The 14473-nt window shown below is 62.9% G+C and carries 13 protein-coding genes; 8 read left to right on the top strand and 5 right to left on the bottom strand.

What is annotated here, in order from left to right; translation table 11 throughout:
- Nucleotides 1–3561, top strand: coding sequence for an efflux RND transporter permease subunit (locus ACTHLA_RS14530; protein WP_440190809.1), 3561 nt, complete (start codon nt 1–3; stop codon nt 3559–3561).
- A 296-nt stretch (nt 3562–3857) separates the two neighbouring features.
- On the opposite strand, the gene ACTHLA_RS14525 is transcribed toward ACTHLA_RS14530, so the two are convergent.
- Genes ACTHLA_RS14525 through ACTHLA_RS14515 form a run of 3 tightly spaced genes read right to left on the bottom strand, consistent with a single transcriptional unit; the run spans nt 3858 to nt 6891 of the window.
- Complete coding sequence (locus ACTHLA_RS14525) at nt 3858–5147, bottom strand: HlyC/CorC family transporter (protein WP_440190807.1); 1290 nt, start codon at nt 5145–5147, stop codon at nt 3858–3860.
- Nucleotides 5141–6295: a 3-dehydroquinate synthase gene (aroB, locus tag ACTHLA_RS14520; protein WP_440190804.1), complete on the bottom strand. Its 1155-nt coding sequence runs from the start codon at nt 6293–6295 to the stop codon at nt 5141–5143. The genes ACTHLA_RS14525 and aroB overlap by 7 nt, the downstream gene beginning before the upstream one ends.
- Nucleotides 6292–6891: a shikimate kinase gene (locus ACTHLA_RS14515; RefSeq protein WP_440190801.1), complete on the bottom strand. Its 600-nt coding sequence runs from the start codon at nt 6889–6891 to the stop codon at nt 6292–6294. The genes aroB and ACTHLA_RS14515 overlap by 4 nt, the downstream gene beginning before the upstream one ends.
- A gap of 90 nt (nt 6892–6981) precedes the next feature.
- Here ACTHLA_RS14515 and ACTHLA_RS14510 point away from each other — a divergent pair, with 90 nt between their 5' ends.
- From ACTHLA_RS14510 to ACTHLA_RS14490, 5 genes are all read left to right on the top strand, one after another.
- Nucleotides 6982–7938 (top strand): site-specific tyrosine recombinase XerD, encoded by a 957-nt coding sequence (locus tag ACTHLA_RS14510; RefSeq protein WP_440191026.1) that lies wholly within the window; start codon nt 6982–6984, stop codon nt 7936–7938.
- A gap of 43 nt (nt 7939–7981) precedes the next feature.
- Nucleotides 7982–8173 carry a type II toxin-antitoxin system VapB family antitoxin gene (locus ACTHLA_RS14505; protein ID WP_440190798.1) on the top strand — a complete coding sequence of 64 codons (192 nt, stop codon included), beginning with the start codon at nt 7982–7984 and terminating at the stop codon, nt 8171–8173.
- Nucleotides 8174–8182: 9 nt separating this feature from the next.
- Nucleotides 8183–8542, top strand: a complete 360-nt coding sequence (locus ACTHLA_RS14500) for a type II toxin-antitoxin system VapC family toxin (RefSeq protein ID WP_440190795.1) — start codon at nt 8183–8185, stop codon at nt 8540–8542.
- A 90-nt stretch (nt 8543–8632) separates the two neighbouring features.
- Nucleotides 8633–9586, top strand: coding sequence for an acetyl-CoA carboxylase carboxyltransferase subunit alpha (locus tag ACTHLA_RS14495; RefSeq protein WP_440190793.1), 954 nt, complete (start codon nt 8633–8635; stop codon nt 9584–9586).
- A gap of 101 nt (nt 9587–9687) precedes the next feature.
- Nucleotides 9688–10344 carry a hypothetical protein gene (locus ACTHLA_RS14490; protein ID WP_440190790.1) on the top strand — a complete coding sequence of 219 codons (657 nt, stop codon included), beginning with the start codon at nt 9688–9690 and terminating at the stop codon, nt 10342–10344.
- On the opposite strand, the gene ACTHLA_RS14485 is transcribed toward ACTHLA_RS14490, so the two are convergent.
- Together ACTHLA_RS14485 and tadA are read right to left on the bottom strand one after the other, a co-directional pair.
- Entirely contained in the window at nt 10341–11234 is an 894-nt protein-coding gene (locus tag ACTHLA_RS14485) for a mechanosensitive ion channel family protein (protein WP_440190787.1), read from the bottom strand. The two genes, ACTHLA_RS14490 and ACTHLA_RS14485, sit on opposite strands and share 4 nt — an antisense overlap.
- A gap of 8 nt (nt 11235–11242) precedes the next feature.
- On the bottom strand, nt 11243–11749 hold the full coding sequence (gene tadA, locus ACTHLA_RS14480; protein WP_440190784.1) for a tRNA adenosine(34) deaminase TadA: 507 nt from the start codon (nt 11747–11749) through the stop codon (nt 11243–11245).
- A gap of 74 nt (nt 11750–11823) precedes the next feature.
- Here tadA and ACTHLA_RS14475 point away from each other — a divergent pair, with 74 nt between their 5' ends.
- Both ACTHLA_RS14475 and rsmD read left to right on the top strand, forming a co-directional pair.
- Nucleotides 11824–13668, top strand: a complete 1845-nt coding sequence (locus ACTHLA_RS14475; RefSeq protein ID WP_440190781.1) for a pseudouridine synthase — start codon at nt 11824–11826, stop codon at nt 13666–13668.
- A 3-nt stretch (nt 13669–13671) separates the two neighbouring features.
- A complete protein-coding gene (gene rsmD / locus ACTHLA_RS14470) occupies nt 13672–14241 on the top strand; it encodes a 16S rRNA (guanine(966)-N(2))-methyltransferase RsmD (protein ID WP_440190778.1) in 570 nt (189 codons plus the stop codon).
- The last annotated feature ends 232 nt before the right edge of the window (nt 14242–14473 follow it).

Raw genomic sequence — 14473 nt, 5'->3', positions numbered from 1 at the left:
ATGGCGACCCCAGAAGGCGTCGAACGCGCCAGCAGCTTCCAGATTTCGTCCTGGTCGATCCGCAATCCGATTCCGACGGTTGTTTTCTTCCTGGTGATGACCATCGCCGGGATCATGGGCTTTCAGTCTCTGCGCGTGAACAACTGGCCCGACATCGACTTTCCGATCGTCGTGGTCACGGTCGTGCGCTCCGGCGCCGCGCCGGAAGAATTGCAGAACCAGGTCACGCGCATTGTCGAAGATTCGGTGGCCGGTCTGTCGGGCGTGCGCCACACCCAGTCCTATGTCAATGAAGGCGCCTCGACCACGGTGATCACCTTCCAGCTCGACACCGATCTGGAAAAGGACACCAACGACGTGCGCAATGCCGTGGCGGGCATTCGCGGCAACCTGCCCAATGACATTCAGGATCCGATCGTCTCGCGCGTCGAGAACGCGCAGGGGCAGGCGCTTCTGAGCTACATCATCCGCGCCGACAATATGGACCCGGAGCAACTGTCCTGGTACGTCGATAACGACATCGGCAAGAAGGTGCATGCGGTCAAGGGTGTGTCGAGCATCAACCGTGACGGCGGCGTCGATCGTGAAATCCGCGTCGAGCTGGATCCCGGCAAGCTGGCGGCGCTGGGCGTGACCGCCGCCGATATTTCCAGCCAGTTGCGCTCGTTCAACGTCAACATGCCGGGCGGCACCTTCAATACCGGCGACTCGCAGCAGAACATCCGCACCATGGGCAACGCCAACAGCGTCGCTGATCTGGCGGACAAGCGCATCACCCTGTCGAATGGCACGAGCGTGCGTCTGGGCGACGTCGCCACGGTCACCGACACCTGGTCGCGGCCAACGGCGCGTGCGCGTTACAACGGCAACGAAGTGGTCGGCTTCAGCGTCGAACGCACGCGCGGCACCTCCGAGGTGCGCGTGGCGGGCGAGGTGCGCAAGGTGATCGCCCAGCTCAAGAAGGACGACCCGCATATCCAGATCGAGCAGGTCGCTTCGTCGGTCGATGACGTGCAACGCAGCTATGACAGTTCGATGGAATCGCTGGTCATCGGCGCTCTGCTGGCCGTGGCCGTGGTCTTCCTGTTCCTGCGCGACTGGCGCGCCACGCTGATCTCGGCGGTGGCCATGCCGATGTCGCTGCTGCCGACCTTCTTCGTCATGGACGCGCTGAACCAGTCGCTGAACGTGGTGACGCTGCTGGCCCTGTCGCTGACCATCGGCATCCTGGTCGATGACGCCATTGTGGAGATCGAGAACATCGTCCGCCATATGCGCGAGGGCAAGAAGCCGTATCCCGCCGCTATCGAGGCCGCCGACGAAATCGGTCTGGCGGTTGTCGCTACGACCGCGACCCTGATTGCGGTGTTCGCCCCGACCGGCTTCATGCCGGGCATTGTCGGGCAGTTCTTCAAGAGCTTCGCCATCGCCTCCTGCGTCAGCGTCTTCTTCTCGCTGGTGGTGGCGCGGACCCTGACTCCGCTGATGGGCGCCTATCTGCTGCGCGATCAGGGGCATCACGAAGACAAGCCGTTCTGGATGGACGGTTATCAGAAACTGCTGCACTGGTGTCTGGGCGGCCATCTGAAATGGCGCGGCTTCATCATCTTCCATGGCGTCGTCCTGGCCTGCATCTTCTTCGCCATGGCGTCGAAGCAGGACAGCGTGGCGCACGCCATGCCGCAACTGATCGGGATGGCGGTCGCGCTGGGCGGCGCGATCGTGCTGGGCCTGATCTTTTCGAAGAATTACGTCAAGGTGCGCTGGCTGCTGCTGGAGATCGGCCTCCTGTTGTTTCTGATGTTCTTCGGACCGGGCTGGGGCCTGATTATGGGCGGCCTGTTCAAGGCTGGCAAATTGCACCTGCCCGAAGCGGCGGCGGCCAAGATGCAGGCCCAGATGGCCGCGCAGGAAGCTGCGGCCAGCGCGCATGGCGGTCATGTGATGGCGGCGCAGGCCATGATGACGACCGGCGGGATTGTGATGCTGATCGGCGTCGCCGTGTTGCTGCTGTTCATCTTCATGACGGTGAAGTTCAAGACCTCGTTCCTGAGCGCGCGCTGGGCGGTGATCATTTTCGGTGTATCTTTCTTCATCGGTTCGATCGCGCTGATGGTGACCATCCCGCAGGAATCCATTCCGGCTTCGGACAATTCGATGTCGGTCATGAGCCTGTCCCTGCCGCCGGGCGCGACGCTTGAGGAGACCGACGCGGTGGTGAAGCGTATCGAGCATGACCTGCATACCCACAGCGAAGTCGTTTCCGACTACGCTTCGGAAAAGGTCGGTTCGGCGACGATCATCGCCAATCTGAAACCGAAAAAGGAGCGCAAGCTCAGCCAGGCCGAGTTCGAGCAGGAATTCTCCAAGACGCTCAAGACCTATCCGGGCGTGCGCGCCTCCTTCGGTCAGCAGGGCGGCGGCGGCACCGGCGTGGCCTATATCCTGGCCTCGGACAATGGCGACCTGCTCAACCAGACCTCGGCGGAGCTGCAACGCGAAATGGCGGGCCTGCCTGAACTGGCCAATGTGCAGTCGGCGGATAATCTGACCCAACCGGAAATCCAGATCACACCCAAGGCGGATCAGGCGGCCCTGATGGGCGTTTCGACCATGGCCATCTCCTCGGCGGCGCGCGTCGCCACGGTCGGGGATATTGACCAGGTGCTTGCCAAGTTCAATCAGGGCGACCGCCAGATCCCGATCCGCGTCCTGCTGCCTTATTCGGCGCGCGAGAACATCAACAACCTGACCAATCTGCAGGTGCCGACCAAGTACGGAACCTCGGTGCCGCTGTCGGCGGTGGCGGACATCTCCTATGGCGCCGGTCCGATCCAGATCAACCGCATCGACCGCACGCGCGTGGCGACGGTGTCGGCGGACCTGAACGGCGTGCCGCAGGGCACGGCGGACGCCGCGGTGGCCAAGCTGCCGATCATGCAGAAGGTCAATAAGGGCGAAATCCCCGGCGTTCACACCATCGTCAATCCGAACACCGAGGACTTCAATGAGATGGTGCCCAACTTCATTATCGCCATCGCGACCGGCATCGGCCTGATGTATGTGGTGCTGGTGCTTCTGTTCGGCTCCTTCTCACATCCGTTCACGGTTCTGATGGCTTTGCCCGTCTCCTATGGCGGCGCCTTTGTCGGCCTGATCATGTTCCATATGTCGATCTCGATGCCGTCGCTGATCGGCCTGATCATGTTGACCGGCATCGCGGCCAAGAACTCAATCCTGCTGGTCGAATACGCGATGGTGGCGATGAAGAGCGGTATGACGCGGCTCGACGCCCTGATGCAGGCGGCGCGCAAACGCGCGCGACCGATCGTCATGACCACGGTGGCGATGGGCGCCGGGATGATCCCGGTCGCGGTCGGCAATGACAGCTTCCGTCAGCCCATGGCCATCGCCGTGATCGGCGGGCTGATCACCTCGACCCTGCTGTCGTTGCTGTTCATCCCGGTCATGTACACGATCGTTGACCAGATCTCGAACTTCTTCGGCAAGATGATCGCCCCGGCCTTCCATGCTCAGGGCAAGGAAGAGCCGGCGGAGTAGGGGAGCGTACAACCTGTTAAAAAGCCCTCCGGTTTGGCGCCGGAGGGCTTTTTTTGATAATGACCGCCAAGCTATCTGCAAGCCTCGTAAAGGAGGTTTATCCACAGATTACACAGATATTCCGGGCTTATGACACGCTACCGCTATCGTTGGTGGATGTGGCTTTGTTAAAGGCGCTTTGCGCCTCTCATCGAGCATGATTATGGCGCGAACCGCGACGGGCAATCGCCATGAAATCTGTGTCATCTGCGTAATCTGTGGATAAACCTTCTTACCGTCGCCTCTTTGAAGCGGCCTCAGTCCTCGTCATGGACCTTTGGCACCACGGTGATCTTGATCGCGGTGATCTGGTTGCGTTGTTTGCGTAAAATCTGGAACTTGCGGTCGTAGAAGATGAAGGTCTGGCCGGGTTCCGGTATGGTGCGCGCCTCATGGATGACCAGCCCCGCCACGGTGACGGCGTGGTCGTCGGGCAACTCCCAGTCCAGATAGCGGTTGAGGTCGCGGATCGGCAGGTCGCCATCGACATGCACCGAGCCGTCGCTCTGGCGGCGGATGGCGTTCAACACGGCGTCGTGCTCGTCGTCGATCTCGCCGACAATCTCCTCAAGGATATCCTCCAGCGTGACGAGGCCCTGAAGCGCGCCATATTCATCGACCACCAGGGCGAAGTGCATCTTCTTTTTCAGGAAGGCCGCCAACTGGTCCTTGAGATTGGTGGTGTCGGGGATGAACCACGGTTCGCGCAGCACCGCCGCGACATCGACCTTATCGGTCTGGCCGCCGGCGCGGGTGATCGCCGCCATCAGGTCGCGCGCATGCAGCACGCCGATAATGTTCTCGGTATTGTCGCGATAAAGCGGAATACGGGTATGGCTGAAATTCAGCGCCGCTTCGATAATGTCGGCGGTCGACAGATCGGCGTCGATCATGTCGATCGACTTGCGATGCACCATGATCTGGCTGACGTCGAGATCGGCCAGGTCCAGCACGCCGCGGAACATGTTGCGGTCCTCGCTTTTGACCGCGCCTTCGTCATGGTGATATTCGACCGCGCCCCTGATTTCCTCGTGCGCGGCCAGAACATCGACCTCCATCGACAGCCTGACGCCGAACAGGCCCAGCGTACCGCGCACGAACCACTGCACGGCGGTGATGATCGGCCCCAGCGACACCACGGCCCAGAGAACCGGGCGCGACAGAAAACGCGCCACGTCGTCGGGCCTCATGATGGCCAGCGTCTTGGGCAGCACCTCGCCAAACACCAGCACCAGAGTGGTCATCAGACCGGTCGAGATCGCCGCGCCCCACGGTCCCGGTATCACCCGGTCGATGGAGACGGTGGCGACGGCGGAAGCGCCGATATTCAGCACGTTTTGCAACAGCAGGATCGCGCCGATCATTTTTTCCTGATTCGACAGCAGGCGGTTGACGCGGCGCGCGGCGCGGTCGCCTTCGCGTTCAAGCTGGTGCATGCGCCCGCGTGACGCCGCCGTCAGGGAGGTTTCCCCCGCGCTGAACAGGGCGGAAATGGCGAGAATCACCAAAAGGATGGGAATCAAGGTGGCGAAGGTGGCGATCAGCATTGTGCGTCCTCGCTAAGGATCGCGCCGTCCAGCACGAGAAAATCCAGAATGGCGGCGCGGTCCACCTTCTTCGCCACGAAGGCGCGACCAATGCCGCCGACCAGAACAAAGGTCAGGTGGCCGTCCTCGGCCTTCTTGTCATGGCCCATATGTTCGATGAGGCGGCAGGCGTCGAACGGCGCGTTGCGACCGTCCTGCCAGCGAATATCGCTCATCTTCGTCGGCAGACCGGCGTGATGGATCGCCTTGACGGCGCGCGCCTCGTCGGCTTCCGTGCATTCGCCGCTCAGGGCGCTGTAGCGGAAGGCCTGGCACATGCCGATGGCGACGGCTTCGCCATGCAGCAGCGCGTCTCCGAAGCCGACCTCGGCCTCCAGAGCGTGGCCGAAGGTGTGGCCGAGATTAAGCAGGGCGCGCACCCCGCCTTCGCGTTCGTCCTGCGCCACGATCTCGGCCTTCATCTCGACGCTGCGCGCGATTGCGTATTGCAGCGCCTCCGGCTCCAGGGCCAGCACCTTGTCGTCATGGGCTTCCAGCCAGTCGAAAAAGGCGCGGTCGCCCAAGAGGCCGTACTTGATGATCTCGGCGTAACCGCAGCGGATTTCCCGCGCGGGCAGGGTCGTCAGCGCGTCGAGATCGCACAGCACCAGGCGCGGCTGCCAGAAGGCGCCAATCAGATTTTTGCCGCGCTCATGGTCGATGGCGGTCTTGCCGCCGACCGACGAATCGACCTGGGCCAACACCGTGGTCGGGATCTGGATGAAGTCGATGCCGCGCATATAGATGGCGCAGGCAAAGCCCGTCAGGTCGCCGATCACGCCGCCGCCCAGCGCGATCACCACGTCCCTGCGGTCGAGGCCGCCATCGATCATGGCGTCGATGACGAATTTCAGACCTTCAAACGATTTTGACGTCTCGCCTGCCGGGACGGTGATCAGATGCGTCTTGTGACCGGCGGCCTCGAACTGTTTGAGAATCGCGTCGGCGTGCAGCGGGCCGACGTTGCTGTCGGTGACCATGACCACGCGCTTGTTGCGCAGGAACGGTCCGACCCAGCGTTCGGCTTCGCGCAGCAGGCCGTGGCCGACGACCACGTCATACGGTTTGAAGCCTTCGCCGGAGACGGGAATGCGGCGGGGGTCGATCATAGCTGTGAGGTCCGTTGCAGATAGGCGTAAAGCGCGTCGAGCACCTGATCGAGCGCGCGGTTGTGCGAATGATCGCCGGTGTCGACGACAATGTCCGCCTGTTCGTAGAAGGGATAACGCTTCGCGACATGCTCTTTCAGCACGTCCATCGGGTCGCGGTCCTTGAGCAGCGGGCGGTGCGGGCGATTGGCGACGCGGCGCGCCAGCACCCTCAGATCGGTGCGCAGCCAGATCGTGACGGCGCGGTCCTTGAGATTCAGGCGCGTCTTTTCATGCGTCATGGCCCCGCCGCCGGTGGCGAGAATCTGCGTCGGACCATCGAGCAGGCGCGCAATCACGCGCTGTTCGCCATCGCGGAAATAGGCCTCGCCGTGCTGGGCGAAGATGTCGGGTATGCTCTGGCCCGCCGCGCGCTCGATTTCTTCGTCGGCGTCGGTAAAGGGCAGGTGGAAATGCTCGGCCAGGCGACGACCGATCGTGGTCTTGCCGACCCCCATCAGGCCGACCAGGGCGACGGTTTTGGGCAGGGCGAAGACGGGGCGCGTCGGTAAGGGCCGCGACGCCGAGTCCGGCGCCGGATCAGGGGAGGCGGTCATGGGCGGCGCGCAAGGCTCCGCAAAGGCGGGAAAACGGTTTTCATATCGGGACTTTACACGATGTTAGGGCGGCAAGACCAGTATGCGCGTATGAAATTCGACCCGGTCGGCCAATTCCTGCAAATGCTCAGCGTCGAGCGCAACGCCGCGCGCCTGACTCTGGACGCCTATGGCCGCGATCTGGCGGATGTCTGCGAGACGCTGGGTGTGGACGCGCCGGGGCTGTTGCGGCTTGGCGAGGCCGACATTGCGAAGTATTTTGAGACGCTTGAAGCGCGCGGTCTGGCGTCGTCGTCGCTGTTGCGTCGGCGGTCGGCGATCCGGCAATTCTACCGCTTCTGCCTGAGCGAAAACCTGATTGAGGCCGATCCGAGCCGCAAGACCGCCGCCGCGCGTAAAGGTCGCTCGCTGCCGAAAATCCTGTCGCGCGCCGAGATCGAGGCGTTGATCCGCGCGGCGGATGGACCCGCGCTCAAGGAGCAAAGCGTTAGCGCAAACAAAAAACCCGCGCATCAGGCTATCCGCCTCGAATGCCTGATCGAAATGGCCTATGCGTCGGGGATGCGGATTTCGGAACTGGTCGGCCTGCGCCTCGACGCCGTGGCGCGCGATCCGGCCTATCTGATCGTCAAGGGCAAGGGCGGCGTCGAACGGCTGGTCCCGCTCAATCTGTCGGCGCGCGCGGCGATCAAGGCCTATCTCGACATCCGCCCGCATTTCCTGCCGCGCGGCGATAAAGCGAATCCCCACCTGTTCGCTTCACGCGGCAAGGAGGGCCATCTGACCCGCCGCCGCGTCGGGCAGTTGCTGGACGAGGCGGCGCTGAATGCGGGCATCGACCCGGCGCGCGTCAGCCCGCACGTCCTGCGCCACGCCTTCGCCACCCATCTGCTGGAAGGCGGCGCTGACTTGCGCGTTGTGCAGACCCTGCTGGGCCACGCCGACATCTCGACCACGCAGATCTACACCCATGTCGCAGGCGAGCGCCTGCGCGAGGTCGTGGAGAGTCATCATCCGCTGGCGAAACGCGCGCACGAGGCGCATTGAAAACTGCATCACTTGATGCTATTTTTGATGCAGGAGGCGTTCCATGCGCACAACCTTGACACTTGATGATGATCTACTGGACGAAGCCGCCGCGCTGACCGGCGTGACGGAGCGCGCGGCCCTGATGCGCGAAGCGTTAAAGGCGCTGATCGAACGCGAAAGCGCGCGGCGACTGGCGCGTCTGGGGGGGACTGAGCCGGACCTGGTCGCGCCGCCGCGTCGGACGTTCGGCTGATCTTTCCCCATGATTCTGGCCGACACGTCGATCTGGATCGCGCATTTGCGTAACGGACAGAGCGAACTGGCCCTGCGGCTGGAGCGCGGTCAGATTCTCGCCCATCCTTTTGTGCTGGGGGAACTGATGCTCGGCGGCCTGGCGCGGCGCAGCCCCGTACCGCATCTTCTGCGCAATCTTCCGCAAGCGGTCTGCGCCAGTCACGACGAGGTGCTGAGCCTCATTGAGAGCGCGAATCTGTCGGGCTGCGGAGTCGGCTGGGTCGATGCGCACCTGCTGGCGGCTTGCCGTCTGACGCCGGACGCCCTCTTGTGGACTCTGGACCGGAAACTGCACGAACTGGCGCACGGACTGGGTATGGTTTTGTAGAAAAAATCGCATTAAGGGGCAAGGGCTTGCTGTTATGCGCCTTCTCCCTTAAATGTGCGCGACTTGAATAAGGCTGTTCGGACAGGTTGAATGCGTCACTATCTGGAATTTGAGCGTCCCATTGCGGACCTGGAAGCCAAGATCGAAGAGCTGTCGGCCCTGTCCGAATCGGGCGGCGCCAAGCTCGACAAGGAACTGGACGCGCTGCGCCAGCGCACCGAGGTGCTGCGGCGCGAAACCTATTCCGTGCTGGAGCCGTGGCAGAAGACGCAGGTGGCGCGCCACCCGGAACGCCCGCATCTGGTCGATTATATCAACGGTCTGATCGAGGATTTCGTCGAACTGCGCGGCGACCGCAAGTTCGGCGACGATCAGGCGATCGTCGGCGGCCTTGGCCGGTTCCGCGGCCAGCCGGTGGTGATCATGGGCCACGAAAAGGGCCACGACACCAATAGCCGCCTCAAGCACAATTTTGGCATGGCGCGCCCGGAAGGCTATCGCAAATCGGTGCGCCTGATGGAGATGGCCGAGCAGTTCGGCCTACCGGTGCTGAGTTTCGTCGATACGGCGGGCGCCTATCCGGGCCTGGGCGCCGAGGAGCGCGGTCAGGCCGAGGCCATCGCACGTTCCACGGAAAAATGCCTGACCTTACGCGCGCCCATGGTGGCGACCATAACGGGCGAGGGCGGCTCCGGCGGAGCCATCGCCATCGCGGCCGCCAATCGCGTGCTGATTCTCGAACATTCGATCTACAGCGTGATCTCGCCCGAAGGCGCCGCCTCGATCCTGTGGAAGGACGGCGCGCGCGCCAAGGAAGCCGCCGACCGCATGAAGATCACGGCGCCGGACCTGCTGAAGATGGGCATTGTCGATCGCATCGTCGAAGAACCGGCGGGCGGCGCCCATTCCGACAAGGAAGCGATGATCCATATGCTGGGCGGCGTGCTGGAAGAAGAACTGCGCGCGCTCAGCTTCATGACGCCGGACCAACTGGTCGCGCAACGCGCCGAGCGCTTCTACGAGATCGGCCGCAAAGGGTTTTAACCCTTTTATCCTCCGTTGATCATTTCACACCATGATCCGCCTTGTTCCCAATGCGGCGAAAGCTACCCTTTGCCCGCACTCAACATGGAGAGGGTTATATCATGCGTCATCTGGCCTATACTGCCGCGATAGCTGCGGCCTTGTTCATCGGCGGGCAGGCGCAGGCCGCCGACCACGTTTTCGCCGGGGCGCGCGTCTCGACCCTGGGCGTCGGCGGCGAATTCGGCGTCGATCTTACCTCGCACTGGACGGTGCGCGCGCTCGTCAACGGCTATGACTGGGACTACAACACAACCAGCGACGATATCCGCTATGACGGCAAACTGAAACTGGCCTCATGGGGCGGGCAGATTGATTATCGCTTCGTCGCCGACGGCCCGCTCTATGTGACGGCGGGGCTCTACAGCAACGACAATAAGATTCACGCCACGGCGCGGCCGACCTCAACCACCGACATCGGCGGCATACCGTTTACGCCCGATCAGATCGGCACCCTGACGGCGCGCGGCAAGTTCAGCGATACGGCCCCCTATCTGGGCCTCGGCGCGCGCTGGCCGATCGGGCCGATGCAAATCAATCTGGAGGCGGGCGCCTATTTCCAGGGCAAGTCCCGCGTGACCCTGACCTCGGACGGAACCTACGCTAACAACCCGACCTATCAGGATGCCCTGAACCAGGAGCGCAAGGATTTGCAGAGCGATATGGACAGCTTCAAGACCTATCCGGTCGTCGCCCTTGGCTTGCGCTACGCATTTTAAATCTTTGGCGAAGCAGGCGCTGGCGGTTCCTTGCGCACCTCGACCTGATGCGGGAACGGGATATTGATCCCGTGTTTGTCGAACTCGGCCTTGATGTCCATGATCAGGGCCGAGCGGGCCACGAGGGCGCGCGTCGGCAGCACCCACATCAACACTTTGGCGTTGATGCTGCTGTCGGCGAAGTCGGTGAAACCGACCAGAGGCTCCGGCGCCTCCAGCCGATCAGGCTGGCGGTCGGCGACCTCCTTGAGCAGTCTGGCGACGAAGGGCAGGTCGCTGTCGTAATCGACCCCGATGATCAGCTCGATCTTCATCGAGGCGTTGTTGGTGATGTTGATGATCTCGTTGGAGAACACCTTGGTGTTCGGCACGAAGACCCGCACGCTGTCAGTATTATTGATCTCGGTGGCGAACACGCCGAGCCGATGCACCGTGCCCTGCACCTCGCCGACGCGGATGATGTCGCCGATACGATAGGGCTTGTTGAGCAGGATCATCAGACCCGCCGCGACATTGCTCAACGTGCCTTGCAGCGCCAGGCCAATAGCCAGAGACGCGGCGCCCAGCACGGTCAGCAGAGAGGCGGTCTGCACGCCCAGACGGTTCAGACAGGCGACCAGACCCACCACCAGCACGATCCAGCGCACGATCTGCGAGAAGAATTCCAGCAGCGTCCGGTCGCCGTCCTTATGCACCAGCCGCCGCGCCGCGCGCTTAACCGCGTTCGACGCCATGTTGGAGATCAGCATGGTGATCAGCAGGATCAGCGCCGCCCAGCCGATATTGGCGAAGAAGTCAGGCTTTTCCGCCAGATGCCGCCAGTACTGCTGCGCCTGCTGGTTCAGCGTATCGAGAAAACTCTGCACGGGGCCGAAGTCGAAGTGTTGCATGCGACTATTTAGACCCTATCCGGCGCGGTATTTGAACCCTTTTTCCGGCGCGCCCGGAAAAAGTTCCTGAGCAGGTCAGCGCTGTCTTCGGCCAGCACGCCGGAGGCGACCTCCGGTCGCCAGTGGCAGGTGGGCTGCGCGAAGAATTGCGGTCCATGTGCTATGGCGCCGCCCTTGGCGTCGTCGGCGCCATAGATGAGGCGACCGATCCGCGCATGGCTGATGGCGCCTGCGCACATGGCGCACGGCTCCAGCGTCACATAGAGCCAGAGCCCGGTCAGGCGGTAATTGCCGAGCTGTCGTCCGGCGGCGCGCAGGGCCAGAATCTCGGCATGGGCGCACGGATCATGCCGCGCGATCGGCGAATTTCTTTGCGCTGTTACAATGGTTTTACTTGACGGATCGAAGATTAGAGCGCCAATCGGCGCTTCACCGGCCAGGGCCGCTTCGCGCGCCTGGTCCAACGCCGCCTGCATCAGGGCGTCATCGTCTGGAAACCTGTCCGTTAGGGCCATGTTTCCAAAAGACGTTTCCGGCGCGCGGCGTCAAGCAAAAAGGCGATTGCCGTAATTTAGAAAGAGTCATCGACGTGACCCAAGACAGTAACGCTGGAGAGCGTGACGAAGCCGAAACCCCGCGCGAGCCGACGGCGCAGGAGCTTAAAGCGCAGCAGGACGCGCAGGACATGGCGGACGGTCACCTCTACATTCCGCAGGCAATGCGCGAGGCGCGTGACGCCGCGGGCAAGCCGGATCGCAAAAAAGCCGACGGCAAAAAACTGGGGGCTAAGAAGCCCGACGCCAAGGACGCCAAGCCTTCCGAACGCATCGCCAAGGTGCTGGCGCGCGCAGGCCTTGCGTCGCGCCGCGAGGTCGAGCGGCTGATCGGGCTGGGCAAGATCGCGGTCAATGGCCGCATTCTCGACACGCCCGCCGTGCTGGTCAAGGCGACGGACGTGATTACGGTTGATGGTCAGGTGATCGGCAAGGCCGAGCCGACGCGCCTGTGGCGTTATCATAAGCCGGTCGGTCTGGTGACCACGCATCGCGATCCCGAAGGCCGTTCGACCGTGTTCGACAAACTGCCCGCCGGTCTGCCGCGCGTGATCAGCGTCGGACGGCTCGATCTCAATTCTGAAGGGCTGCTGCTGCTGACCAATGACGGCGAACTGGCGCGCGCGCTGGAAAAGCCGTCTTCGGGCTGGGTGCGGCGTTATCGCGCCCGCGCCCTGGGCCATACGACGCAGGCGCGCCTCGACCGCCTCAAGGACGGCACGACCGTCGATGGCGTGATCTATGGCCCGATGGAGGCCTCGCTCGACAAGGTGGCGGAAAAGGCCGACGGGCGCGCCAATGTCTGGCTGACCGTCTCGATCACCGAAGGCAAGAATCGCGAAGTCCGCAAGGTGCTGGAATCGATTGGACTTAAGGTCAATCGCCTGATCCGTCTGGCGTATGGGCCGTTCCAACTCGGCAATCTGGAGCCCGGCGATGTCGAAGAGGTCGGGCCGCGCGTCATCCGCGAGCTGCTGGGAGATGTGATCGAGTTACGCAATCTGCCGCCGGAAGGCGCATCGCAGACCCGGACGCCGGGGCGTTCTTCGCGTGACGCCACCGGCGCGGACGGCAAGCCGGTTGGGCGTCGCGCGGGCGGCGACCGCTTTGGCGCCGGCAAGGACGATGAGGCCCGCAGGCCGACCAAGTCGCGCCGCGCCTTCGAAGACCGCCGCGAATTTAAAGATCGTGACTTCGATGAGCGTCCGCGCTTTGAAGGCGACGGCGAAAGCCGCGACCGCCGCCCGCAGCGCGAATTCAAGCCGCGCGAATTCAAACCGCGCGGCGATTTTGGCGACCGACCGCAGGGTGAGCGCAAATGGACGCCCCGTCCTGAGCGTAGCGAAGGACAAAACAGGTCGCGCCCGGAGCGCAGCGAAGGACAGGGCTGGAAACGTCCAGAGCGCAGCGAAGTCGGGGAGCGCGCTTACAAGCCGCGCAAGACTTTCGGCGATAAACCCGCAGGCGCGCGCCCCGAACGCGGTTTTAAACCGCGCCGTGACCTCGACGAGTCCGGCGCCTATGAACGCGCCAAGGCCGAGTTCGGCCCCGGCGCGAAAAAGCCCTATAAGCCGCGCGGCGAAGGCAAGCCACGCGCTGAGAATGGGGAGCGTAATTGGACGCCCCGCCCGGCGCGCAGCGAAGGGCAGGGCTGGAAACGTCCAGAGCGTAGCGAAGGACAAGGCAGGAATCGCCCGGAGCGCAGCGACGGGAAGTGGACGCCGCGTCCGGAAAACCGCGAGCGGACGCGCGCGCCCAAGGGCGAGGGCGGCGAGCGGTCTTTTGGCGCCAAGAAGCCATTTGGCGGCAAACCGGGAGGCACGCCCGGCGGCAGGCCGTTTGCGGGCAAGCCCTCCGGTCCGCGCAAGCCGCGAGGCTAGGCCATGCGCATCGTCGGCGGCGATTTCAAGGGACGCGCCCTGACGGCGCCGGACGGGCGTACTACGCGCCCGACCTCCGACCGCGCGCGTGAGGCCATCTTCAATGTGCTGGCGCACGCCGACTGGGCGCCAGCCCTGGAGGGCGCGCGGGTCATGGATATTTTCGCCGGATCGGGCGCGCTGGGCTTCGAAGCCATGTCGCGCGGCGCCGCCTTCTGTCTGTTTGTCGAGACCGATGATGAAGCGCGCGGCGCGATCCGCGACAATGTCGAAACCTTCGGCCTGTTCGGCAATACGCGCGTCCACCGCCGCGACGCCACGCAACTGGGGCAACGCCCCGGCGGGCCGTCCGAAGCCTTCGATCTGGTGTTTCTGGACCCGCCCTACCATAAGGGATTGGGCGAGAAGGCGCTGACGGCCTTGAGCGACGGCGACTGGCTGTCCGAAAACGCGGCCATCGTGTTTGAGCACGCCAGTGACGAAGATATTTTTATCACGGATGCGTGGGAAATATGCAACGCCAAAACCTATGGCGCGGCGCGCGTTTCTTTCCTGAAGCAAAAAAAATCCTAATTTCAACCTTCTGATTTTATTGATATTTTATTATTTCTTTATCGCATAAGTGGCATATTTGGCGCACTCATCAAAATTATATATTGACGGTTTTCCGATCTTGTCCACAGTATGTCCTTAACAAGGCGTAAACGGCGCGCGGCCAGTCATAAGGCACAAAAATTGCTGTTCGTCCTGGGATCGTGGAGGAGGTCTTTTTTGAGACAATCTCCCCGTAACGACCTTAAAAATT

It is taken from the genome of Asticcacaulis sp. (assembly GCF_051956075.1).
GTDB lineage: Bacteria > Pseudomonadota > Alphaproteobacteria > Caulobacterales > Caulobacteraceae > Asticcacaulis.
This window is presented reverse-complemented; position numbering and strand designations above follow the sequence as displayed.